General features: G+C 70.0%; 23 protein-coding genes and 6 tRNA genes. 8 read left to right on the top strand and 21 right to left on the bottom strand.

Features of this window, described 5'->3' with window-relative positions; translation table 11 throughout:
- Positions 1–20: 20 nt before the first annotated feature.
- A complete protein-coding gene (locus ACWBNA_RS29400) occupies positions 21–1763 on the bottom strand; it encodes a DAK2 domain-containing protein (protein WP_482707538.1) in 1743 nt (580 codons plus the stop codon).
- 257 nt (positions 1764–2020) lie between these two features.
- On the opposite strand from ACWBNA_RS29400, the gene rpmB reads away from it, so the two are divergent.
- Positions 2021–2206, top strand: a complete 186-nt coding sequence (rpmB, locus tag ACWBNA_RS29395; protein ID WP_286064931.1) for a 50S ribosomal protein L28 — start codon at positions 2021–2023, stop codon at positions 2204–2206.
- 131 nt (positions 2207–2337) lie between these two features.
- On the opposite strand, the gene thiD is transcribed toward rpmB, so the two are convergent.
- Both thiD and ACWBNA_RS29385 read right to left on the bottom strand, forming a co-directional pair.
- Entirely contained in the window at positions 2338–3141 is an 804-nt protein-coding gene (gene thiD / locus ACWBNA_RS29390; protein ID WP_482707537.1) for a bifunctional hydroxymethylpyrimidine kinase/phosphomethylpyrimidine kinase, read from the bottom strand.
- Positions 3138–4103, bottom strand: a complete 966-nt coding sequence (locus tag ACWBNA_RS29385; RefSeq protein WP_482707536.1) for a thiamine-phosphate kinase — start codon at positions 4101–4103, stop codon at positions 3138–3140. The genes thiD and ACWBNA_RS29385 overlap by 4 nt, the downstream gene beginning before the upstream one ends.
- A gap of 206 nt (positions 4104–4309) precedes the next feature.
- Here ACWBNA_RS29385 and ACWBNA_RS29380 point away from each other — a divergent pair, with 206 nt between their 5' ends.
- Positions 4310–4543, top strand: a complete 234-nt coding sequence (locus ACWBNA_RS29380; protein WP_327401057.1) for an Lrp/AsnC family transcriptional regulator — start codon at positions 4310–4312, stop codon at positions 4541–4543.
- A 20-nt stretch (positions 4544–4563) separates the two neighbouring features.
- Positions 4564–5073: a DUF3515 domain-containing protein gene (locus ACWBNA_RS29375; RefSeq protein ID WP_482707535.1), complete on the top strand. Its 510-nt coding sequence runs from the start codon at positions 4564–4566 to the stop codon at positions 5071–5073.
- Positions 5074–5082: 9 nt separating this feature from the next.
- On the opposite strand, the gene ACWBNA_RS29370 is transcribed toward ACWBNA_RS29375, so the two are convergent.
- From ACWBNA_RS29370 to ACWBNA_RS29360, 3 genes are read right to left on the bottom strand one after another with little or no spacing between them, the layout of a single operon-like run.
- Positions 5083–6240: a D-alanine--D-alanine ligase family protein gene (locus ACWBNA_RS29370; RefSeq protein ID WP_482707534.1), complete on the bottom strand. Its 1158-nt coding sequence runs from the start codon at positions 6238–6240 to the stop codon at positions 5083–5085.
- Between the two features lie 58 nt (positions 6241–6298).
- Complete coding sequence (locus ACWBNA_RS29365) at positions 6299–7309, bottom strand: NAD(P)H-dependent glycerol-3-phosphate dehydrogenase (protein WP_482707533.1); 1011 nt, start codon at positions 7307–7309, stop codon at positions 6299–6301.
- Positions 7306–8082, bottom strand: a complete 777-nt coding sequence (locus ACWBNA_RS29360; protein WP_482707532.1) for a lysophospholipid acyltransferase family protein — start codon at positions 8080–8082, stop codon at positions 7306–7308. Before ACWBNA_RS29360 ends, ACWBNA_RS29365 begins: the two co-directional genes overlap by 4 nt.
- Positions 8083–8236: 154 nt before the next feature.
- Here ACWBNA_RS29360 and cofC point away from each other — a divergent pair, with 154 nt between their 5' ends.
- Together cofC and ACWBNA_RS29350 are read left to right on the top strand one after the other, a co-directional pair.
- A complete protein-coding gene (gene cofC / locus ACWBNA_RS29355) occupies positions 8237–8875 on the top strand; it encodes a 2-phospho-L-lactate guanylyltransferase (protein ID WP_482707531.1) in 639 nt (212 codons plus the stop codon).
- A gap of 9 nt (positions 8876–8884) precedes the next feature.
- On the top strand, positions 8885–9088 hold the full coding sequence (locus ACWBNA_RS29350) for a hypothetical protein (protein ID WP_040906068.1): 204 nt from the start codon (positions 8885–8887) through the stop codon (positions 9086–9088).
- Positions 9089–9175: 87 nt separating this feature from the next.
- On the opposite strand, the gene ACWBNA_RS29345 is transcribed toward ACWBNA_RS29350, so the two are convergent.
- The 4 genes from ACWBNA_RS29345 to leuC form a co-directional block, all read right to left on the bottom strand.
- Positions 9176–9826 (bottom strand): HU family DNA-binding protein, encoded by a 651-nt coding sequence (locus ACWBNA_RS29345; RefSeq protein WP_482707530.1) that lies wholly within the window; start codon positions 9824–9826, stop codon positions 9176–9178.
- A 137-nt stretch (positions 9827–9963) separates the two neighbouring features.
- Complete coding sequence (locus tag ACWBNA_RS29340) at positions 9964–10194, bottom strand: SCO5555 family protein (protein WP_030045295.1); 231 nt, start codon at positions 10192–10194, stop codon at positions 9964–9966.
- Positions 10195–10471: 277 nt separating this feature from the next.
- Positions 10472–11065, bottom strand: coding sequence for a 3-isopropylmalate dehydratase small subunit (leuD, locus tag ACWBNA_RS29335; protein ID WP_482707529.1), 594 nt, complete (start codon positions 11063–11065; stop codon positions 10472–10474).
- Between the two features lie 5 nt (positions 11066–11070).
- Positions 11071–12501, bottom strand: coding sequence for a 3-isopropylmalate dehydratase large subunit (leuC, locus tag ACWBNA_RS29330; protein ID WP_482707528.1), 1431 nt, complete (start codon positions 12499–12501; stop codon positions 11071–11073).
- A gap of 188 nt (positions 12502–12689) precedes the next feature.
- Between leuC and ndgR the strand changes: the two genes are divergently transcribed.
- Complete coding sequence (gene ndgR / locus ACWBNA_RS29325; RefSeq protein ID WP_028806673.1) at positions 12690–13406, top strand: IclR family transcriptional regulator NdgR; 717 nt, start codon at positions 12690–12692, stop codon at positions 13404–13406.
- 84 nt (positions 13407–13490) lie between these two features.
- Here the strand turns inward: ndgR and ACWBNA_RS29320 are convergent, their stop codons facing one another.
- Entirely contained in the window at positions 13491–13976 is a 486-nt protein-coding gene (locus tag ACWBNA_RS29320; protein WP_482707527.1) for a DUF4188 domain-containing protein, read from the bottom strand.
- Between the two features lie 103 nt (positions 13977–14079).
- Here ACWBNA_RS29320 and ACWBNA_RS29315 point away from each other — a divergent pair, with 103 nt between their 5' ends.
- Positions 14080–14727, top strand: coding sequence for a MerR family transcriptional regulator (locus ACWBNA_RS29315; protein WP_482707630.1), 648 nt, complete (start codon positions 14080–14082; stop codon positions 14725–14727).
- A 59-nt stretch (positions 14728–14786) separates the two neighbouring features.
- On the opposite strand, the gene ACWBNA_RS29310 is transcribed toward ACWBNA_RS29315, so the two are convergent.
- From ACWBNA_RS29310 to ACWBNA_RS29265, 10 genes are all read right to left on the bottom strand, one after another.
- A tRNA-Glu gene (locus ACWBNA_RS29310) sits at positions 14787–14859 on the bottom strand.
- A gap of 28 nt (positions 14860–14887) precedes the next feature.
- Positions 14888–14959: transfer RNA gene (locus ACWBNA_RS29305), tRNA-Gln, on the bottom strand.
- 20 nt (positions 14960–14979) lie between these two features.
- A tRNA-Glu gene (locus tag ACWBNA_RS29300) sits at positions 14980–15052 on the bottom strand.
- A gap of 62 nt (positions 15053–15114) precedes the next feature.
- Positions 15115–15187, bottom strand: a tRNA-Glu gene (locus tag ACWBNA_RS29295).
- Positions 15188–15249: 62 nt separating this feature from the next.
- Positions 15250–15322, bottom strand: a tRNA-Glu gene (locus tag ACWBNA_RS29290).
- Between the two features lie 42 nt (positions 15323–15364).
- Positions 15365–15436 (bottom strand) — tRNA-Gln (locus ACWBNA_RS29285).
- Positions 15437–15527: 91 nt separating this feature from the next.
- On the bottom strand, positions 15528–16259 hold the full coding sequence (locus tag ACWBNA_RS29280) for an HAD family hydrolase (protein ID WP_482707526.1): 732 nt from the start codon (positions 16257–16259) through the stop codon (positions 15528–15530).
- Between the two features lie 99 nt (positions 16260–16358).
- Entirely contained in the window at positions 16359–17843 is a 1485-nt protein-coding gene (gltX, locus tag ACWBNA_RS29275; RefSeq protein ID WP_482707525.1) for a glutamate--tRNA ligase, read from the bottom strand.
- Positions 17836–18612, bottom strand: coding sequence for a fumarylacetoacetate hydrolase family protein (locus ACWBNA_RS29270; protein ID WP_482707524.1), 777 nt, complete (start codon positions 18610–18612; stop codon positions 17836–17838). The genes gltX and ACWBNA_RS29270 overlap by 8 nt, the downstream gene beginning before the upstream one ends.
- Before the next feature lie 120 nt (positions 18613–18732).
- On the bottom strand, positions 18733–18924 hold the full coding sequence (locus tag ACWBNA_RS29265; protein ID WP_482707523.1) for a hypothetical protein: 192 nt from the start codon (positions 18922–18924) through the stop codon (positions 18733–18735).
- Positions 18925–19537: 613 nt separating this feature from the next.
- Between ACWBNA_RS29265 and ACWBNA_RS29260 the strand changes: the two genes are divergently transcribed.
- Positions 19538–21838, top strand: a 2301-nt coding sequence (locus tag ACWBNA_RS29260; RefSeq protein ID WP_482707522.1) for a sensor histidine kinase, incomplete at its 3' end; no start/stop codon positions are given.

The following is a 21838-nucleotide window of genomic DNA, read 5'->3' as shown; positions in this document are numbered from 1 at the left end:
TCGACCCCGTTACCCAGGGCCTACTCGACCCCGATGAGGAGCACGGCCCCCTGCCGCCCGCCCCGGTACACCACCGTGTCGACGGCCAGGTACGCCTCCCGGACGCGCGCTTCGAGGTGCTCGGCGATCGGCTCGGGAGCCTCGTTGCCCAGGACGAGCGTGACCAGTTCGCCGCCGGCCGCGAGCATGCGGTCGAGAACCGTTTCGGCGGTGACGGTGACGTCCTCCCCGATGACGGCCACGTCGCCGTCGATGAGGCCGAGGACGTCGCCGGCCTGACAGATGCCGGCCATGGTCCACGACTGGCGTTCCGCGACGACGACTTCGGCGTACCGGGTGGCTCCCGCCGCCGAGGTCATCGTCACGACGTCCTCGTCGAAGCGGCGGTCCGGCTCGTGCACGGCGAGCGCGGCGATGCCCTGGACCGCGGAGCGCGTCGGGATGAGGGCCACCCGGATGCCCTCCGTGCGGGCCTGCTCGGCTGCCGCGGCAGCGGTGTGGCGCAGGTCCGCGTCGTTGGGCAGCAGCACCACCTCGCGCGCGTGGGCCCGCCGTACGGCCTCGACGAGTTCCCCGCTCGCGGGCGGCTCCCCGGGGCGCGCGAGCACGGTGGTCGCGCCCGCCTCGGTGTAGAGCCCGGCCAGGCCCTCGCCGGGCACGACGGCCACGACGGCACGCTGGGCGCGCTCCCGGGGCGGCCGCTCGGCGCCGGTGGTGTGCACGTCGCCGAGCCCGAAGTGCGTGATCCGGATCCGGTACGGCCGCCCCGCCTCCACGCCCGCCTCCACAGCCGCGCCCGCGTCGTCGACGTGCACGTGGACGTTCCACAGCCCGTCGCCGCCGACCACGACGAGAGAGTCCCCCAGGGCGTCGAGCCGCTCCCGCAGCCGCTCGACGGCCGCGTCGTCGGCCTCCAGGAGGTAGATCACCTCGAAGGCGGGCCCACCGTGCTCCGGAGCGGCCGGGGTGTCCGTGTCCCCGCACTCGGCGGCGAGAGCGGCGGCAAGAGGGCCCTCTGACGCACTTCCGTCCGCCACACGCGCGTGCGGCGATCCGGCCGGCCCGTCATGCACGCGCGCGTGCGGCGCCGACAGCGCCACCTCCCCCGGCATCTCCCCCGTGAACGTCTCGACCAGCGCCCCGAGGACCGCCACCAGCCCCCGCCCGCCGGCGTCGACCACCCCGGCCCGCTCCAGTACGGCCAACTGCGCGGGGGTCGCGACCAGCGCCGCGCACGCCCCCGCGTAGGCGGCCCGCGCGACCGTCCCGCAGTCGCCCTCCGCCCCCTCGGCCGCGTCGGCCGCGGCCGAGGCGACGGACAGGACCGTGCCCTCGACGGGATGGGCCACGGCCTGGCGGGCGGAGTCGGCGGCGTGCCTCAGGGCCAGCCGCAGCCCCGGCCCGTCGGTGTGAGCGGTGTCGTGGTCGGCGGCGAGCACCTGGGCCATGCCGCGCAGCAACTGCGCGAGGATCGTCCCGGAGTTTCCCCGGGCCCCTATGAGAGCGCCGTGCGCCATCGCGCGCGTGGCATCCGCCAGGGACGGTCCCTCGGAGGCGGCCTCGTACCCCGCGAACACCGCCTCGACCGCGGTCGAGGCGGACTCCACGGTCAGATACAGGTTGGTGCCGGTGTCCCCGTCCGCCACGGGGTAGACGTTGATCGCGTCGATCTCCTCGCGCGCCCGTCCCAGCGCCCGGAGCGCGAGACCGCACCAGGTGCGTACCGCGAGAGCATCGAAGAATGTCTGCGGCACCTGCGCCACCTGCGCCTCCTTGAGCTGCTGGACGTGGGACGCAGCGTAGACCTCGGGGTGGTGTTCACCGGAAGAGGGCCTGGAGCGAGGCCCTGAGCAGCCATGGTAGTTTCGTTCCACTGGCGCAGTCGTTGTATGCTGCTCCGGTTGCCCGATCCACATCGGGCCATCCCCCTGGCAGCGCCACTCAGATCTCTGATCCTACGATCTCGATCCCGGCATGCCGGGATCCACCGTAAGTGCATCTGAAGTCTTTGGAGTGACCCGTGGCTGCCAACTGCGACGTCTGCGGCAAGGGGCCGGGCTTCGGCAACAGCATCTCGCACTCGCACCGCCGTACGTCCCGTCGCTGGAACCCGAACATCCAGCGCGTGCGTACTGTGGTCGGCGGGACGCCGAAGCGCGTGAACGCTTGCACCTCGTGCATCAAGGCCGGCAAGGTCTCGCGCTGACGCACAGCTAAGCGCGCGGCCACTGCTGGTTCGTTGCACTGAGCCGGTCCACCTCGTGTGGACCGGCTTTTTGCACGTCCAGGCCGACGGGAAGCCCCGCGAGCAAGCCGGCGGGAAGCTCCCGCAAGCGTTTACGCGCCGCCGTCCGCCCGGAACCGCCACCCGTGGTCCACGGGACCTATCCCCCCGCCGAGCGCGAATCCGGCCGCGATCGCCCCGGTGACGTACTCCTTGGCCACCGCCACCGCCTCCGGCACCGACTGCCCCTTCGCGAGCTGCGAGGCTGTCGCCGACGCGAGCGTGCAACCCGTGCCGTGCGTGTGCCGGTTGTCGTACCTCGGCGCGCGCAGCCAGTGCTCCTCGGAGCCGTCGGTGAGCAGATCCACGGCGTCACCGGCCAGATGACCGCCCTTGATGAGCACCCATCGCGGGCCGTACGAGAGCACGGCCGCGGCGGCTTCCCGCATCCCGGACTCCGATTCGACCCGCACACCCGTGAGCTGCGCCACCTCGTCGAGGTTGGGCGTCGCCACGGTCGCGACCGGCAGCAGCGTGTGCCGTACGGCGTCCAGGGCGGAGGCGGCGAGCAGCGGGTCACCGTGCTTGGAGACGCCCACGGGGTCCACGACGGCCGGGGCGCCGGTCTCGTCGATCAACGCGGCGACCGCCTCGACGAGTTCCGCCGAGGCCAGCATCCCGGTCTTGACCGCCTGTACGCCGATGTCGTCGACGACGCTGCGGTACTGGGCCCGCACGGCTTCCACCGGCAGCTCCCAGGCACCCTGCACGCCGAGGGAGTTCTGCGCGGTGACGGCCGTGATGACGCTCATGCCGTGCACGCCGAGCGCCAGCATCGTCTTCAGGTCGGCCTGGATGCCCGCGCCTCCGCCGGAGTCGGAGCCCGCGACCGTGAGAACCCGTGGCAGCGCGCTCATGACTCGATGTCCCCGAAGTGGTCCCAGCCGCCCTTCTTGGTCCACGGAGCCCCGTCCACCGTCACCTGGGGCAGCGCCGAGGGGTTGAGGACCTCTCCGATGATCTTCCAGCGGGCCGGCAGTTTCACGTCCGGCGGGAAGGTCGCGACGATGGCGTGGTCCTCTCCCCCGGTGAGCACCCACTGCATGGGGTCGACGCCGACGGCCTGCCCGATGTCGTTCATCTGGGAGGGGATGTCGATCGCGCCGGAACGGACGTCGATACGGACCTTGCTGGCCTCGGCGATGTGCCCGAGGTCGGCGATCAGCCCGTCGCTCACGTCGCACATGGCGGTCGCGCCGAGCCCGGCGGCGGCCGGTCCCGCGTGGTACGGCGGCTCGGGACGCCGGTGTGCCTCCACGAAGGCGCGCGGCGAGCGGAAGCCGCGCGAGAGCACCGCGAACCCGGCCGCGGACCAGCCCAGCCAGCCGGTCACCGCGACGATGTCCCCGGGCTGCGCGCCGCCGCGCGTGACGGGCTCGTTGTTGCGCAGGTCGCCGAGCGCGGTGATCGACACCATGATCGTGTCGCCGCGTACGACGTCCCCGCCGACCACCGACGCGCCCGCGACCTGGCACTCGTCGCGCAGGCCGTCCATCAGCTCGACCGCCCAGGCCACCGGGAGTTCGGCCGGAACGACCAGGCCGAGCAGCAGCGCGGTCGGTACGGCACCCATGGCGGCGATGTCCGCGAGGTTCTGCGCGGCGGCCTTGCGGCCGACGTCGTAGGCCGTGGACCAGTCGCGGCGGAAGTGCCGTCCCTCGAGGAGGATGTCGGTGCTCGCCACGACCCTGCGGTCGGGCGCGGCCACCACCGCGGCGTCGTCGCCGGGGCCGACCCGGACCGCCGGGGTGGTGGTGAGACGGGAGGTGAGCTCCCTGATGAGCCCGAACTCCCCGAGCTCACCAACAGTGCCCTTCATTGCCCTTACGCCCCTTCTGTACCTGTCCGAGCCCGGTCGCGCGTCACCAGTGTCCTCGATACGGTCGAGGTGACCGTCAACTTCTGTCGTGCCTGCACCCCGGCGCGCGAGCCCTGGTCGCCGTGGGTCTCCCCGCGGCGCGCGGCGACGCGATACCGTGGCGTTCCTTTTCCCCACATGATCCTCGTGGCCGCCCTGGAGGTTCCGTGGTACAGGCGTACATCCTGATCCAGACGGAGGTCGGCAAAGCGTCGACCGTCGCCGAGGCGATCAGCAAGATTCCTGGGGTCATCCAGGCCGAGGACGTGACAGGACCGTACGACGTGATCGTGCGCGCCCAAGCGGACACGGTCGACGACCTCGGTCGCATGGTGGTCGCGAAGGTCCAGCAAGTGGACGGCATCACCCGCACCCTGACCTGCCCGGTCGTCCATCTGTAGCCCCCGTCTACCCTTGGCCGGTGAACTTCTTCCGTCACCGGTACCGCATCCTCATCGGGCCGCCCGCGCTTGCCGTGCTGATCACGGTCGCGGGCTGCTCCTCAGCAGACGACAGCGCGTCGGCGGCGGTTCCCAGTCCGGGTGCGAAGGTCACGAAGCTGTGCCAGAACCTGGACAGGGCGCTGCCGACGAAGCTGGACGGCCTGGGCCGTGAGGATCCCGAACCCGCGTCCGCACTGACGGCGGGCTGGGGAAGCCCGGCGATCATACTGCGCTGCGGTGTCGTGCGACCGCCCAAGATGATCGATCCGAAGGTGGCCGAAGGCGGCGACCCGGACGCGGTCGCCGGCGGTGTGAACGGCGTCGACTGGCTGATGGAGAAGCAGGACGACGGAGCGTACCGCTTCACCACAGCCAATCGCAGTGCGTACGTGGAGGTGACGGTGCCTGAGGGGCGGGACAGCACCGGAGTGCTGGTCGACCTCGCCCCGGCCGTCAAGAAGGCGATCCCGGAAGGGATCGCCGGCTAGCCGAGCGGCTCAGCGCAGGCCCGTCGACCGCCGCAGCGCGGCCTGCACCAGCCGGTCCACCAGCTCCGGGTAGCCGATCCCGGTCGCCTGCCACATCTGCGGGTACATCGAGATCGGGGTCATGCCGGGCATCGTGTTGATCTCGTTGATCACGAACTCGCCGTCCTCGGTGAGGAAGAAGTCCGCGCGAACCAGGCCCTCGCAGGAGGCGGCGTCGAACGCCTCCACCGCGAGCCGCTGGACCTCGGCCGTCTCCTCGGGCGTCAGCGGCGCGGGCACGATGCCGGGCGTCGAGTCGATGTACTTCGCCTCGAAGTCGTAGTACGCGTGCGTGTCCGGCGGCGGGATCTCCGAGGGCACGCTGGCACGGGGCCCGTCCTCGAACTCCAGCACCCCGCACTCGATCTCGCGGCCGCGCAGGGCCGCCTCCACGAGGATCTTCGGGTCGTGCCGCTGGGCCTCGGCGATCGCCTCGTCGAGACCGGAGGCGTCGTCGACCTTGGTGATGCCGATCGACGATCCCGCGCGCGCGGGCTTCACGAAGAGCGGCCAGCCGTGCTCGCCGGCCAGGGCGACGATCTTCGCGCGGGCGCCGGACTCGTCGCGCTCCCACTCACGCGGCCGGATCACCACGTACGGGCCCACCTTGAGCCCGAAGGAGGTGAACACCCGCTTCATGTACTCCTTGTCCTGGCCGACGGCCGAGGCGAGCACGCCGGAACCCACGTACGGCACCCCGGAGAGCTCCAGGAGGCCCTGGAGGGTGCCGTCCTCGCCGTACGGGCCGTGCAGCACCGGGAAGACGACGTCGACCTCGCCGAGCGCCTTGGGCACCGAGCCGGGCTCGCTGTAGACGACTTCGCGGTTCGCGGGGTCGACCGGGAGCACCACGCCGCCCTCGCTCGAATCGGCGAGTCCCTCGACGTCGGGCGTACGGCGCTCGGTGATCGCCATGCGCTCCGGTTCGTCGGCGGTGAGCACCCACCGGCCCTCCCGGGTGATGCCGATCGGCAGGACGTCGTACTTGGTCCGGTCGATGGCCCGCAGGACGGCGCCGGCGGTGACCGTGGAGATCCCGTGTTCGGAGCTGCGCCCGCCGAACACGACGGCCACGCGCGGCTTGCGGGGCGGCTGCTCAGGGTTCTGGGGGAGGTTCTCGGTGCTCATATCGCGTTGAGGGTACCCGGTGGTAGTGCCCCGAGACAGTGTCCGCCCCGCGGGTGGCTCAGCGTCGTTCCGGCTTCGCGCTGCGCGACATCAGCTCCTTGAGGGCGACCACCGGAGCCTTGCCCTCGTGCACGATGCCCACGACCGTCTCGGTGATGGGCATGTCGACTCCGTGCCGGCGGGCCAGATCCAGCACGGACTCACAGGACTTGACGCCCTCGGCGGTCTGCTTGGTGACCGCGATGGTCTCCTGAAGGGTCATGCCCTTGCCGAGGTTGGTGCCGAAGGTGTGGTTGCGGGACAGCGGCGAGGAGCAGGTCGCCACCAGGTCGCCGAGCCCGGCGAGTCCGGAGAACGTCAGCGGGTCGGCGCCCATGGCGAGGCCGAGCCGGGTGGTCTCGGCGAGCCCGCGGGTGATCAGGGACCCCTTGGCGTTGTCGCCCAGCCCCATGCCGTCCGCGATGCCGACGGCGAGGCCGATCACGTTCTTGACGGCGCCGCCGAGTTCACAGCCGACGACGTCGGTGTTGGTGTACGGGCGGAAGTACGGCGTGTGGCAGGCGGCCTGGAGCCGCTGGGCGACCGCCTCGTCGGTGCACGCGACCACGGACGCGGCCGGCATCCGGGCGGCGATCTCCCGCGCGAGGTTGGGTCCGGTGACCACGGCGATGCGGTCCTGTCCCACCTTGGCGACGTCCTCGATCACCTCGCTCATCCGCATGGCGGAGCCGAGTTCGACGCCCTTCATGAGTGACACCAGGACCGTGTCGGGGGCCAGTAGCGGCGTCCATTCCGCGAGGTTGGCGCGCAGCGTCTGCGACGGGATCGCGAGGACGGTGAAGTCGGCGTCACGGGCGGCCTCGGCCGCGTCCGTCGTCGCGCGCAGGTTCTCCGGGAGTTCGACGCCGGGGAGGTAGTCCGGGTTCGTACGCGTGGAGTTGACCGCTTCCGCGAGGTCGGCGCGGCGCCCCCACAGGGTCACCTCGCACCCCGCGTCGGCGAGCACCGTACCGAAGGCGGTGCCCCACGATCCGGTGCCGAAGACGGCCGCCTTGACGGACTTGCTCACGTGCCCTGCCCTTCTTCCTGTCCGACCTTGCGCTGCGTCTGCGCCCGGGTGCGCCGCCGCTGCTCGATCCGCTCGCGGCGCGGGTCGTAGGGCCTTGTGGGCGCCTTCTCGCCGCGGATCTCCTCCAGCTGGCGGGTGATGGCGGCCATGATGACCTCGGTGGCCTCCTTCAGGAGTTCCGGGGTCATCTCCTTGTCGTAGAACCGCGCCAGGTCCACGGGCGGGCCCGCGAGCACGCGGTGGGTCTTGCGCGGAAACAGTTCGAGCCTCTTGGCGTACGGCGGCAGCACCTCGTTGGCGCCCCACTGGGCGACCGGAATCACCGGGCACTTGGTCTGCAGGGCGACCCGGGCGGCACCGGTCTTGCCGGTCATGGGCCAGCCGTTGGGGTCGCGGGTGAGGGTGCCCTCGGGGTAGAAGGCGACGCACTCGCCGCGCTCCACGGCGTCGATCGCGGCGCGGAAGGCGCTGAGCGCGTCCGTACTCTCGCGGTAGACGGGGATCTGTCCGGTGCCGCGCATCGCGGCGCCCACGAATCCCTTCCGGAAAAGGCCGCTCTTCGCCAGGAATCTCGGAACACGGCCGGTGTTGTACTGGAAGTGCGCGTAAGCGAAGGGATCAATGTGCGAATTGTGGTTCACCGCGGTGATAAATCCGCCCTCGACCGGAATGTGCTCCATTCCGCGCCAGTCCCGCTTGATCAGCACCACCAGCGGCGGTTTGCACAGGACCGCTGCGAAGCGGTACCAGAACCCGATTCTGCGGCGGGGCACGCGGACACCTTCCTCTAGGGCCTGGGGGCCGCTCAAGTGTCGCCCCAGGCCGCCGGTCTGTCGAGAACACCGTACGCCCCGGCTCCGCGACCGCCAGATGGCCCCGGTGACGGCTGAGTGACAATGGCCGCGACAAGAGAGGTACGAAACGCTCGTGCAGTGGACCTTGGTCATACCCGTGAAACCTCTGGCGCGGGCCAAGAGCAGGCTCTCGGACACCGCCTCCGACGGTCTGCGCCCGGGCCTGGCTCTCGCCTTCGCCCAGGACACCGTGGCGGCGGCGCTGGCCTGCCCCGCGGTGAAGGATGTGGCGGTCGTCACGGACGACGCCCTGGCCGGCCGGGAGCTCGGCTCGCTGGGCGCCCACATCGTCGCCGACGAGCCGCGCGGCGGCCTGAACGCCGCTCTGGCACACGCGGCGGCGGTCGTACGCGCCGCCCGCCCCGAAAGTGCCGTGGCGGCCCTGAACGCCGATCTTCCGGCGCTACGTCCGCTGGAATTGGCCCGGGTCCTGGACGCGGCCGCGGAATTCCCCCGCGCTTTTCTCCCGGATGCCGCCGCAATCGGCACCACTTTGCTGGCCGCACGCGAAGGCGAGGAATTGCGGCCCGCCTTCGGTACCGATTCCCGTGCCCGTCATCGCGCCTCGGGCGCCGCGGAAATCATGCTCGCCGCGGTGGATTCCGTACGGCAGGACGTGGACACCGGCGACGACCTGCGCGCCGCGCTCGCCCTGGGAGTGGGGCCACGGACGGCCGCGGCGGCCGCGCGGCTGTTGATCCCCGGGCAGTAGGCTGCCGCCATGCAGGCGACCGCGTACACGTACGACCCCGACAGCCGCAGCGGGCAGGTGCTCCTCGACGACGGCACCCCGGTGCCCTTCGACGCGCCGGCGTTCGACGCCGGCGGGCTGAGACTGCTGCGGCCCGGACAGCGGGTGCGCGTCGAGACGGAGGGCGAGGGCGAGGCCCGCCGGATCACCCTGGTGACGCTCCACACCTTCTGAGCACCCACCTTCCGCACACCTGGTGGACACGCCGCGGGCCGGGCTCCGTAGGGAGTCCGGCCCGGCGTGTGAGTGCCCCTGTGCCCCTTACCTCTTGCGGGCGGTGGCCTTCTTGGCGGTGGTGGTGCGAGAGGTCGACTTCTTGGCGGGGGCCTTCTTGGCCGTCGCCTTCTTCGCCGGAGCGCTCTTGGCCGTCGCCTTCTTGGCGGTGGTCTTCTTCGCGGCGGTGGTGCCGGCGGTCGCCGAAGTCTTCTTGGCGGGCGCCTTCTTCGCCGTGGTCTTCTTCGCGGTGGCGGTGGTCTTCTTGGCCGTCGTCTTCTTCGCGGCGGCCGTGGTCTTCTTCGCGGCGGCGGTCCTGGTGGTGGCCTTCTTCGCGGCGGCCTTCTTGACCGTCGCGGCAGCACCACCGGTCAGGCTGCCCTTGGGGGCCTTCTTGACGGCGATGTCGCCCTTCGGGAGCTTCTTCGAGCCGCTCACCAGGTCCTTGAAACCCTGGCCCGCGCGGAAGCGCGGCACGGAGGTCTTCTTGACCCGGACCCGCTCTCCCGTCTGAGGGTTGCGGGCGTAACGGGCCGGACGGTCGACCTTCTCGAACGAACCGAAGCCGGTGACCGAGACCCGGTCACCCGCGACAACCGCGCGGACGACGGCGTCCAGGACCGCGTCGACAGCCTCGGCGGCCTGCTGACGGCCGCCCATCTTGTCGGCAATCGTTTCTACGAGCTGCGCCTTGTTCACGTCTTCCCCTTCGGAGACATTGCCAGAACGAAAGTGTTCAAGCTTTTTCGCACGTTAGGCAGATATATACCGCAAATCAAACACGAAACGGGCTTATCACCCGTGCGACGCAACCAAATCGACTGTCCTGGACTCGTTCAGCGTTCCTCTTCGGGGAATCGACCCGCGTCGAGGTCCGCCACGAACCGCTCCAGACGCCTTGTCGCATCGGCGAGATCGTGCTTGGCCGCGGCCGTAATGACCAGCAGCTTCCGGGTCAGCGCCATCCGTACGCCCTCCGGGACTTGCAGTGCGCGCACTCTTGTGTGCGCTTCCTTCAGTTGGTCCGCGACTGCCGCATAGAGCTCGAGTTGGCCGTCGTGTTCCATGCACAGATTGTGCCATCTGGGGCGAGTTGTCGCCTGCTCAGGGTGCAACTGCCGCCTCGAACGGCCTCCCGGGCGCCTGTCGGAGCCGCGGTCCCAACGATCGCGTACCCCGACAACAACCGTCGTAACGTGGGAAGTTGAGAAGCCGGATCGCGGCGCGCAGGGCCGTTCGGGTGCAGACATGGCTGTACCCCCGATCGGGCCGATCGGGGGTACAGCGGGGGTGTCGCGGTGGCCGAAACTCGACCTGTTCAGTTGCTCCGGGCGTCCGCTCCGGTCAGATCTGGAGCGTCCTCGGCTTGTACGACGGGCGCTTGGCCTCGTACGCGGCGATGTGGGGCTCGTTCTGCAGGGTGATGGAGATGTCGTCCAGCCCGTTCAGCAGCCGCCAACGGGCGTTCTCGTCGAGTTCGAAGGCGGCGGTGATGCCCTCTGCGCGCACCTCACGAGCCTCAAGGTCCACTGTGACCTCAGCAGTCGCGTCCTTCTCGGTGAGCTCCTGCAGCGCGTTCACGATCTCCTGCTCCAGAACCACCGTGAGCAGGCCGTTCTTGAGCGAGTTGCCACGGAAGATGTCCGCGAAGCGGGAGGAGATGACGGCCTTGAAGCCGAAGTTCTGCAGCGCCCACACGGCGTGCTCACGCGAGGAGCCGGTGCCGAAGTCGGGGCCGGCGACCAGGACGGTCGCACCCTTGCGCTCGGGCTGGTTGAGGATGAAGGACGGGTCCTTGCGCCAGGCCTCGAACAGCCCGTCCTCGAATCCGTCCCGGGTCACCTTCTTGAGCCAGTGAGCAGGGATGATCTGGTCGGTGTCGACGTTGCTGCGGCGCAGCGGCACGGCCCGGCCGGTGTGCGTGGTGAATGCTTCCATGACTCTCAGACTCCAGCGGGCGTACGGGTCTCGGCGTCGGACAGGTCGGCCGGGGAGGCCAGGTGGCCCAGGACCGCCGTCGCGGCTGCGACCTGCGGCGACACCAGGTGCGTACGACCGCCCTTGCCCTGTCGGCCCTCGAAGTTGCGGTTGGAGGTGGACGCGGAGCGCTCACCGGGGGCCAGCTGGTCCGGGTTCATGCCCAGACACATCGAGCAGCCCGCGTGCCGCCACTCGGCGCCGGCGTCCTTGAAGACGACGTCCAGACCCTCGGAGACGGCCTGCAGACCGACCCGCGCGGAGCCCGGGACGACCAGCATCCGTACGCCGTCGGCGACTTTACGGTCCTTGACGATCTCGGCGGCGGCGCGCAGGTCCTCGATACGGCCGTTGGTGCACGAGCCTACGAAGACGGTGTCCACCTTGATGGAGCGCAGCGGCTGCCCGGCCTCCAACCCCATGTACTCCAGGGCCTTTTCGGCGGCGAAGCGCTCCGAAGCGTCTTCGTACGAAGCAGGGTCGGGGACGTGGGCCGAAAGCGGCGCGCCCTGGCCCGGGTTGGTGCCCCAGGTGACGAACGGCGCCAGCTCGGCGGCCTCGATGACCACCTCGGCGTCGAACTCGGCGTCCTCGTCCGTCTTGAGCGTCTTCCAGTACGCGACCGCCGCGTCCCAGTCCTCGCCCTTGGGGGCGTGCGGACGGCCCTTGAGGTACTCGAAGGTGGTCTCGTCGGGGGCGATCATGCCCGCGCGGGCACCGGCCTCGATCGACATGTTGCAGATGGTCATCCGGGCTTCCATCGAGAGCTGCTCGATGGCGGAGCCGCGGTATTCCAGGACGTAGCCCTGGCCGCCGCCCGTACCGATCTTGGCGATGATCGTCAGGATCAGGTCCTTGGCGGTGACGCCGTCGGGCAGATCGCCGTTGACGGTGATGGCCATGGTCTTCGGGCGGGCCATGGGCAGCGTCTGGGTGGCCAGCACGTGCTCGACCTGGGAGGTGCCGATGCCGAAGGCGAGACCGCCGAAGGCGCCGTGCGTGGAGGTGTGGGAGTCGCCGCAGACGACCGTCATGCCGGGCTGGGTCAGACCCAGCTGCGGGCCGACGACGTGCACGACACCCTGCTCGACGTCGCCCAGCGGGTGCAGCCGGACGCCGAAGTCGGCGCAGTTCTTGCGCAGCGTCTCCAGCTGGATCCGGGAGACCGGGTCGGCGATGGGCTTGTCGATGTCGAGGGTCGGGGTGTTGTGGTCCTCGGTCGCGATGGTCAGATCGAGGCGGCGCACCTGGCGACCGGTCTTGCGCAGGCCGTCGAAGGCCTGCGGGCTGGTCACCTCGTGCAGCAGGTGCAGATCGATGAAGAGGAGGTCGGGCTCGCCCTCGGCGCGCCGGACGACGTGGTCGTCCCAGACCTTCTCCGCGAGTGTCCTACCCATCGCTTTCCCTCCGGCCGGAAAAGGTGCCCCGGCCCAACTAGAGATCTTGAGGATGCGGCGCCCGCGCCCCTGTTCCCGGGTGTCCGCCACCGGACCCGTTGGTCTGCGGGCCGCTGTGTCTTCAAGAGTGGCGTGTTCCACCGAAAATTGAACTTGCGTTTCACAGAGTGAGACGCGAGTATCGTTTCATGGACAACAGTAGCGGCGTCGGCGTTCTGGACAAGGCGGCCCTTGTTCTGAGCGCTCTGGAGTCCGGTCCGGCCACCCTCGCGGGTCTGGTCGCTGCCACCGGACTGGCACGGCCCACGGCCCACCGACTGGCCGTGGCTCTGGAACACCACCGCATGGTGGCGCGTGACATGCAGGGCCGTTTCATTCTCGGCCCCCGGCTCGCCGAGCTGGCCGCGGCCGCCGGCGAGGACCGCCTCCTCGCCACGGCGGGCCCGGTGCTCACGCACCTGCGTGACATCACGGGCGAGAGCGCGCAGCTCTACCGCCGCCAGGGCGACATGCGCATCTGCGTCGCCGCGGCGGAGCGCCTGTCCGGCCTGCGGGACACGGTCCCGGTCGGCTCGACGCTCACGATGAAGGCGGGCTCCTCCGCACAGATCCTCATGGCCTGGGAGGAGCCGGAGCGCCTGCACCGGGGCCTGCAGGGCGCCCGCTTCACGGCCACCGCGCTCTCGGGCGTACGGCGCCGGGGCTGGGCCCAGTCCATCGGTGAGCGGGAGCCGGGCGTCGCGTCCGTCTCCGCACCTGTGCGCGGTCCCTCGAACCGCGTCGTGGCCGCCGTCTCGGTCTCCGGCCCCATCGAGCGCCTCACCCGCCACCCGGGCCGCATGCACGCCCAGGCGGTCATCGACGCCGCCGGCCGCCTCTCCGAGGCCCTGCGCCGCACGGGCTGACCGGCGAGACGTCACCGAGGAGGCCCGCCTCAACGCCGCGGCAGGCCCTCCCGGCAGAACGCCGCCGACCAACAGCCGGCACCCTCAGGGGATCTTGAGACGGTCGGCCGCGCGATCGCCCCGCCGTCCGACCGGAACGACCCCGGTGGCCTTCCCGAGGCCGAACCCCGGCATGTTCACGTAGACCGACTCGTACGACCCCGCCGGCACGACGTATGTCTCGTGCCAGAAGCCGACCTTGCCCTTCCCCTCGCGCAGCCTCCGGTTGAAAGCGGCCCACGCCGGCCGGTGCTTCCCGTCGGGCGCCGATGCATAGGCGAGCAGCTTCTCCTTCGAGGCCCAGTACTGCACCACGTACAGCACGCGCGGGAAGCCCAACAGGAACTGATGGCCGAGCAGTCCACTGTCCTTCTCCCGCGACAGCTCCGCGATCATCGGGCCCATGGCCCTGGCCACCGGCAGCCAACTGCGGGGCGCGGCGAAGCTGTTGATGCGCATCCCGATCAGGAAGACGACCATCTCGTCCTCGCCCGCCGCCGTCATACGTCCTTCGATCGGCCTGTCACTCATCGCGTCCCCCGCTCCTCACACCCAGTTGGATAGTGATGCTATCCATGATTGGATAGTGCCACTCCCCAACGGGGAGCGCAAGAGGAAAGAGGGTGCGAGCCGGATGCGACTGGCGGAGCTGAGCACGCGCAGCGGTGTCTCCACGGCAACGATCAAGTACTACCTGCGCGAAGGCCTCCTGCCCCCGGGACGGCGCGTCACGGCCACGCAGGCCGAGTACGACGAGGGGCATCTGCGACGCCTGCGTCTGGTACGCGCGTTGATCCAGGTGGGAGGGATCCCGGTGGCCTCGGCCCGGGAGGTCCTCGCCGCCCTGCAGGACGGGGACCTCGACCGGAACGAGCGGTTGGGCAGCGCCGTATGGGCACTGCCGCACGGGCCGGCACCGGACGACGACGACCCGGCGACCGAGGTGGGCCGGCGCACCGCCGACGCCCTCCTGGACCGGCTCGACTGGAGCTATCGCCCTGCGCCCGACGCTCCCGCGGCACCGGCGTACGGGATGCTGGTGACCGCGATCGCCACGCTTTCCCGGCTCGGTTACCCGTGCTCCATCGAGGACTTGGAGCCGTACGGCCGCGCGGTGGAGCGCATGGCCGTCACCGATCTCGACCTGGTGGAGCGCTACAGGACGCCGGAGGAGCAGGTGGAGGCAGCCGTGGCCCTGACCGTGTTGTACGAGCCCGTGCTGCTGAGTCTGCGCCGCCTGGCTCAGGCGGAGGAGTCACGCCGACGGTTCGGCGGGAAGTGACCGGGACCCGACCGGGGAATCGCAGAAGGGCCCTCCCGAGGGAGGGCCCTTCTGTCGCGTACCCCCGACCGGATTCGAACCGGCGCTACCGCCTTGAGAGGGCGGCGTGCTAGGCCGCTACACAACGGGGGCGTGGACTCTGCGTTTCCGCAGGTCCGAGCTGGTCTACCTGGACTCGAACCAAGAATGACGGTACCAGAAACCGTAGTGTTGCCAATTACACCATAGACCAATGTGGTTCAGACCAATTCGTACCCCCGACCGGATTCGAACCGGCGCTACCGCCTTGAGAGGGCGGCGTGCTAGGCCGCTACACAACGGGGGCCCTAGCGATCCTGACTGAGAGTCAGCGGGTGCGACCCGGACTGTCCCGCTGGGAAGGTTCTGTACCCCCGACCGGATTCGAACCGGCGCTACCGCCTTGAGAGGGCGGCGTGCTAGGCCGCTACACAACGGGGGCCCTAGCGATCCTGCATGAGAGTCAGCGGGTGCGACCCGGACTGTCCCCCTGGGAAGGATCTGTACCCCCGACCGGATTCGAACCGGCGCTACTGCCTTGAGAGGGCAGCGTGCTAGGCCGCTACACAACGGGGGCTTCGCGGAGATGATCTCCGCTTTTGCAGATGAGCTCTGCGAGCTGGCCTACCTGGACTCGAACCAAGACTAACGGAACCAGAAACCGTCGTGCTGCCAATTACACCATAGGCCACTGGAACTCAAGCCCCAGAAGGGGTCTTGTTCTAGTGTGCTCCCCCGGGTTCCGGCCTTTCGGCCCGCTCCCCGGCGGCGCAGGAAGAACATTACCCGAAGGTCGACGGGGCTCCAAAACGGGTATCCGAGCCGAGGATCGCGGGGAGTTCGGCGAGTGAGGCGATCCGGCGCGGTCCGACGAAGGCGTCACCGACGGTGTGGACTCCCTCGCGGTCGATCCAGATCGACAGCAGTCCGGCGTCGGCGGCGCCCCGCCCGTCGATCTCCGGGTGGTCGCCGACGTACGCCACTTGGTGCGGGGCCAGCTCCAGGGCGTCGCAGGCGGCCAGGAAGGCACCGGCCTCGGGCTTGGAGACGCCGAGTTCCGCCGCGCACAGGATGACCTCGAAGCGGTCGTACACGCCGAGGACGCGCAGCTTGCGGTCCTGGACGTGAATGCTGGAGTTGGACAGCACGCCGTGGCGGTGGCTGGCCGCAAGGGCGTCCAGGACGGGCAGGACGTCGGGGAAGAGGGCCCAGGCGGTCTCGTAGTGCGCGATGTACCGCTCGAACCAGGCGTCGGCGTCGGCGTCGCTCAGCTCCTCGCCCAGGAACACCCGCACCCGGTCCCGGCGCTGACCCTGGAAGGACGTCTCCCCGGCCGAGAACCGCGCCCACTGCCGGTCCGTGATCTCCCGCCACCGCGTGATGGCCTGCTCGACACTGTCGTACGCGTCGAGCAGGCCCTCGGCCGTGAGATGGACGCGCATGCCGGCACGGTCGGCCGCGGTGTAGTCGAAGAGAGTGTCGTCGACGTCCCAGACCACGGCGCGAATGCTCATGGTCCGACGGTAACGCGGCGACAGGCGCCACGTCCGGTGGAACGGCGCAGGGGCGGCAACCCGGTGATCCGGGTGCCGCCCCTCTTACGCGCGCGTGCGCTACGCGGTCAGCTTCGCCAGGGCCGCGTCGATGCGGGCCAGGGTCTTCTCCTTGCCCAGGATTTCCAGGGACTCGAAGAGGGGCAGGCCGACGGTGCGGCCGGTGACGGCGACGCGGACCGGGGCCTGGGCCTTGCCGAGCTTGAGGCCGTGGGCCTCGCCGGCGGCCAGGACGGCCTCCTTCAGGGACTCCGGGGAGGTCCAGTCCGCCGGGTCCAGCTTCTCGCGGGCCGTGCGGAGCAGGGCGTCCGAGCCCTCCTTCATCGCCTTGGTCCAGCTCGGCTCGTCGAAGACCGGCTCGGCGAGGAAGAGGAAGTCGACGTTGTCGGTGATCTCGGAGAGGACCTTGAGGCGGGTCTGGGCGTGCGGGGCGATCGCCTGCCACTTGGTCTCGTCGAAGTCCTCCGGCGCCCAGGGGGCGAACGGCGACTGGAGCCACGGGCGGCAGCGCTCGGTGAAGTCCTTCACGTCGAGCAGCCGGATGTGGTCGGCGTTGATCGCCTCGCACTTCTTCAGGTCGAAGCGCGCCGGGTTCGGGTTCACGTCCGCGATGTCGAAGGCCGCGACCATCTCGTCGATCGCGAAGATGTCCTGGTCGGCGGAGAGCGACCAGCCGAGGAGGGAGAGGTAGTTGAGCAGGCCCTCCGGGAGGAAGCCGCGCTCGCGGTAGAGGTTGAGCGACGACTGCGGGTCGCGCTTGGAGAGCTTCTTGTTGCCCTCGCCCATCACGTACGGCAGGTGCCCGAAGGACGGGATCCGCTGGGCGACGCCCAACTCGATCAGGGCCTTGTACAGGGCGATCTGGCGGGGGGTCGAGGACAGCAGGTCCTCGCCGCGCAGGACGTGCGTGATCTCCATCAGCGCGTCGTCGACCGGGTTGACCAGCGTGTACAGCGGGGCGCCGTTCGCTCGTACGATCCCGTAGTCCGGCACGTTCTCCGGGAGGTACGTGATGTCGCCGCGGACCAGGTCCGTGAAGGTGATCGTCTCGTCGGGCATGCGGAAGCGGACGATCGGGGTGCGGCCCCGGGCCTTGTACTCCTCGACCTGCTCGGCGCTCAGGTCGCGGCAGTGGCCGTCGTAGCCGGACGGCTTGCCGGCCGCGCGGGCGGCCTCGCGGCGGGTGTCCAGCTCCTCCTGGGAGCAGTAGCAGTGGTAGGCGTGGCCGGCGTCCAGGAGCTTGTGCGCGACGTCCTTGTAGAGGTCCATGCGCTGCGACTGGCGGTAGGGGGCGTGCGGGCCGCCGACCTCGGGGCCCTCGTCCCAGTCGAAGCCCAGCCAGCGCATCGAGTCGAGCAGCTGGCCGTAGGACTCCTCGGAGTCGCGGGCCGCGTCGGTGTCCTCGATGCGGAAGACCAAAGTGCCCTCGTGGTGCCGGGCGAACGCCCAGTTGAACAGGGCGGTGCGGACCAGGCCCACGTGGGGGTTACCGGTGGGCGACGGGCAGAACCGTACTCGGACGGCGGGGACGGGTGCGCTAGCCACGCTTGACAACCTTGTTGGTGAGAGTGCCGATGCCTTCGATGGTGACGGCGACCTCGTCGCCGACGGTGAGCGGTCCGACGCCTGCCGGGGTGCCCGTGAGGATCACGTCGCCGGGGAGCAGCGTCATGGCCTCGGTGATGTTGACGATCAGATCCTCGATGGAGTGGATCATCTCGCTGGTGCGGCCGAGCTGGCGCTGCTGGCCGTTGACCGTGAGCTGGATGGTCAGGTCGGACGGGTCGAGGTCCGTCTCCACCCAGGGGCCGAGCGGGCAGGAGCTGTCGAAGCCCTTGGCCCTGGCCCACTGCTTCTCGCGCTTCTGGACGTCGCGGGCGGTGATGTCGTTGGCGCAGGTGTAGCCGAGGATGACGTCCTTGACCCGCTCGCGCGGGACCTCACGGCACATCCGGCCGATGACCACGGCCAGTTCGGCCTCGTGGTGGAGCTCCTCGGTGAAGCCGGGGTACTGGATCTCGTCGCCGGAGCCGATCACCGAGGTGGAGGGCTTGAAGAAGGCGAACGGTGCGTCGGGGACCTCGTTGCCCAGCTCGCGCGCGTGCTCCGCGTAGTTGCGGCCGAAGGCCACGACCTTGTTGGGGAGCACCGGCGGCAGCAGCCTCACCTTGCTCAGCGGGACCTTCGTACCGGAGAGTTCGAAGTCCGCGAACGGGATGCCCTTGATGATGTCCAGGACGAGTTCGTCCGGCCTGTCACCCTCGACCGCGCCGAAGGCGACGTTCCCGTCGATGGAGAATCTGGCGATGCGCACGAGATCCTTGCGCCCCTCACTGAGCTGGCTGGAGTCTGACGCTCCAGGCTAACGCGGCAAGGGGCGGGCGCCTCGCGCATTCGCGTGGGCGCCCTTGACATCACCGGCGGCGTTGATGATCTACTCCTGGGCGGAGCCGGCCGTGGCGGGGATCTCCATCAGGATCGTGCGGCGGGGGTTGGCGGTCTGGGCCGGGAGGTCGATGGAGTGCTCCGGCTGCTCCGTGGTCCGCAGGTCGTCGGCGTCCTCGAGGTGTGCCAGCGTCGTGCGCCGCGGGTTGGCGGTGTGGCGGAACATCATCGTCGTCTTCACGGTTGTACGAGACCTGTCCTGTACGGGCGCCGGGAGAACGTGCGGACCGAAGGGCCCCTGGACCGGCGCGGGTTGTCGGATTTGCCATCCCTGTAAAGCGTCAGGCTAAACATGCAATTCCCCCGACAAGACGCACAGACCCCAAGATCGGTGTGTGAGTTTCCTCACTTACCTATGGGCAAAACGGTCAAAGCGGACCCGCAATGCATCCCAGCGAAACGGACATTGACCCCCTGAAGCCATCATTCCGCTCCTGATCATGGCGACTGGGACACCGCTTACCTCCGAGTGATTCGATCGGATGTGTCCGGTATGGATGAGATCGGGTTCTACGTCCGGTGACAGGGCACTCACGTGGTGTCACGTAGGTCACGGCATGACCCTCGGGCCTTGTTGGAGGTCCGGCACTGTGCTGGAATTCCTCGGACCGCCGCAGGATCGAGCCGGCGCACAGGGGGCGCAGTCAAGCGCCGAGTGGCGGCGAGATAGGGGGAACCAGCGCGCCGGTCACTCACGACCACCAGGGGAGCGTTTTTCAGGGCGCCCCCCTACGACGCCGACACCGTCCTTCCGTTCGCGCGGAGGGGCGCCTGGTCCAGAGGTTGCGACGCTAGTGCAGGGACGTTTCAAGAGGGATGGCAGTGCTTCGGCGGAGCCGGAGCCGCACGGCGGGACTGGCCCGACGGCCGGCAGCTCCTCGCCCCAGCACGCCCAAAACCCGGGCCCAGGCCCGTCCGGTGACGGCGGTGAGCGCTCGGGGCGCCCCGGCGCGTCCGCGTCGACCGGCCCCGGGACTCCGACCACGCCGGACGTGAAGCCGCCCAAGGGCGCGAGCGGCCCCGGCCCGCGAATAGCTCTGCGCAACTGGCGCATCTCCACCCGTCTGGTGTCGCTGCTCGCGCTCCCGGTGGTCGCGGCCACCTCGCTCGGTGCGCTGCGTATCAACAGCTCCATGGACGACATCCAGCAGCTCGACAACATGAAGCTGCTGACGGAGATGACCAAGCAGGCCACCGAGCTGGCCTCCGCGCTCCAGGAGGAGCGCGACCAGTCCGCCGGTCCGCTGGCGCACGGCTCGGCCGCGACCGACTACACGGTCAAGGGCTACCGGGACAAGACCGACCGGGCCATGACCGCCTTCCAGGACGCCGCCGAGGAGATCGACGCCTCCAGCAAGGACGGCAACCTCCAGGGCGTCCGCGAGAGCCTCGTCGGTCTCATCCGCGACCTGGGCGGCCTGGAGAAGATCCGCAGCTCCGCCTACGAGACCACGAACAACGCCTCCCAGACCGTCGAGGGCTACCACCGCCTCGTCACCCACCTGCTCGACCTCTCGCAGGACATGGCGGAGGCCACCAGCAACCCCGAGATGATCCAGCGCACACGTGCGCTGTCGGCCTTCTCGTCCGCCAAGGAGTACGCGTCCATCCAGCGCGCGGTCCTGGCGGCGGCGCTGCCCACCGGCAACGCCACGTTCGGCAAGCTCACCGAGAACGACCGGCTCTACGCCGAGGGCGCTCTGGAGAGCGAGGACTCGGAACTGTCGAGCTTCCGGAGCATCTACGGCACCGACAACGCCCCCGAGCTCCTCAAGCCCATCGAAGAGGGCAACCCGACCATCCAGGCCACCGACACCTACGCCAGCCGCGCCCTGCGGACCTCGGGTGGTCTCGCCGACCTGGACAAGCGGTCGTACAAGGACTGGGTGGACGACAGCTCGACCAAGATCGAGCAGATGGGCAACATCGAGCACACGCTGCTCGAGGACATGGAGCAGAAGGCCCGCGAGCTGCGCAACCAGGCGGAGCAGGAAGCGATCATCTCCGGTGCGCTGATCCTGCTCGTCCTCGGCGTGTCGCTGGTCGGCGCCTTCGTCGTGGCCCGGTCCATGATCCGCTCGCTGCGCCGCCTGCAGGAGACCGCCACCAAGGTCGCCCAGGACCGGCTGCCCGAGCTGGTCAAGCAGCTGTCGGAGTCCGACCCGCAGGACGTCGACACCTCCGTCGAGTCCGTCGGTGTGCACTCCCGGGACGAGATCGGCCAGGTGGCCGCGGCCTTCGACGACGTGCACCGCGAGGCGGTCCGGCTCGCCGCCGAGCAGGCCCTGCTGCGAGGCAACGTCAACGCGATGTTCACCAACCTCTCGCGCCGCTCCCAGGGTCTGATCCAGCGCCAGCTGTCGCTGATCTCCGAACTGGAGTCCCGCGAGGCCGACCCCGACCAGCTGTCCTCGCTGTTCAAGCTCGACCACCTCGCGACCCGCATGCGCCGTAACGGTGAGAACCTCCTCGTTCTCGCCGGTGAAGAGCCCGGCCGCCGCTGGACCCGCCCGGTCCCGCTGGTCGACGTGCTCCGCGCCGCCGCGTCCGAGGTGGAGCAGTACGAGCGCATCGAGCTGGCCTCCGTGCCGACCACCGAAGTGGCCGGCCGGGTCGTCAACGACCTCGTGCACCTGCTCGCCGAGCTGCTGGAGAACGCGACCTCGTTCTCCTCCCCGCAGACCAAGGTCAAGGTCACCGGTCACGCGCTGCCCGACGGCCGGGTACTGATCGAGATCCACGACACCGGCATCGGCCTCTCCCCCGAGGACCTCGCCGCGATCAACGAGCGGCTCGCCTCGCCGCCCACCGTGGACGTCTCGGTCTCCCGCCGCATGGGTCTGTTCGTGGTCGGCCGGCTGTCACAGCGTCACGGCATCCGCATCCAGCTCCGCCCGTCCGACTCCGGTGGTACGACCGCGCTGGTCATGCTGCCCGTGGACGTCGCCCAGGGTGGCAAGAAGCCCCAGCCCCAGGCCAAGCCCGGCCAGGGCGGCGTCGGTGGCGCCTCGCAGGCCGCCGGTGTGGCGGCCGCTCGGCGCGGCAGCGGCCAGCAGGGCGGCGGTGTCCTCGGCGGCGCCCCCGCCGGTGCGGGC

The sequence above is a fragment of the Streptomyces sp. Q2 genome (assembly GCF_056820935.1).
This window is presented reverse-complemented; position numbering and strand designations above follow the sequence as displayed.

What these genes read in the sequence shown, in the direction of transcription:
- ACWBNA_RS29350 (WP_040906068.1), top strand. Translation starts at nt 8,885, where the DNA reads ATGCAGGCGACCGCGTACACGTACGACCCCGACAGCCGCAGCGGGCAG.
- ACWBNA_RS29385 (WP_482707536.1), bottom strand. Translation starts at nt 4,103, where the DNA reads ATGAAGGGCACTGTTGGTGAGCTCGGGGAGTTCGGGCTCATCAGGGAG.
- leuC (WP_482707528.1), bottom strand. Translation starts at nt 12,501, where the DNA reads ATGGGTAGGACACTCGCGGAGAAGGTCTGGGACGACCACGTCGTCCGG.
- ACWBNA_RS29370 (WP_482707534.1), bottom strand. Translation starts at nt 6,240, where the DNA reads ATGAGCACCGAGAACCTCCCCCAGAACCCTGAGCAGCCGCCCCGCAAG.
- leuD (WP_482707529.1), bottom strand. Translation starts at nt 11,065, where the DNA reads ATGGAAGCATTCACCACGCACACCGGCCGGGCCGTGCCGCTGCGCCGC.
- ndgR (WP_028806673.1), top strand. Translation starts at nt 12,690, where the DNA reads ATGGACAACAGTAGCGGCGTCGGCGTTCTGGACAAGGCGGCCCTTGTT.
- ACWBNA_RS29315 (WP_482707630.1), top strand. Translation starts at nt 14,080, where the DNA reads ATGCGACTGGCGGAGCTGAGCACGCGCAGCGGTGTCTCCACGGCAACG.
- ACWBNA_RS29340 (WP_030045295.1), bottom strand. Translation starts at nt 10,194, where the DNA reads ATGGAACACGACGGCCAACTCGAGCTCTATGCGGCAGTCGCGGACCAA.
- ACWBNA_RS29280 (WP_482707526.1), bottom strand. Translation starts at nt 16,259, where the DNA reads ATGAGCATTCGCGCCGTGGTCTGGGACGTCGACGACACTCTCTTCGAC.
- ACWBNA_RS29320 (WP_482707527.1), bottom strand. Translation starts at nt 13,976, where the DNA reads ATGAGTGACAGGCCGATCGAAGGACGTATGACGGCGGCGGGCGAGGAC.
- thiD (WP_482707537.1), bottom strand. Translation starts at nt 3,141, where the DNA reads ATGAGCGCGCTGCCACGGGTTCTCACGGTCGCGGGCTCCGACTCCGGC.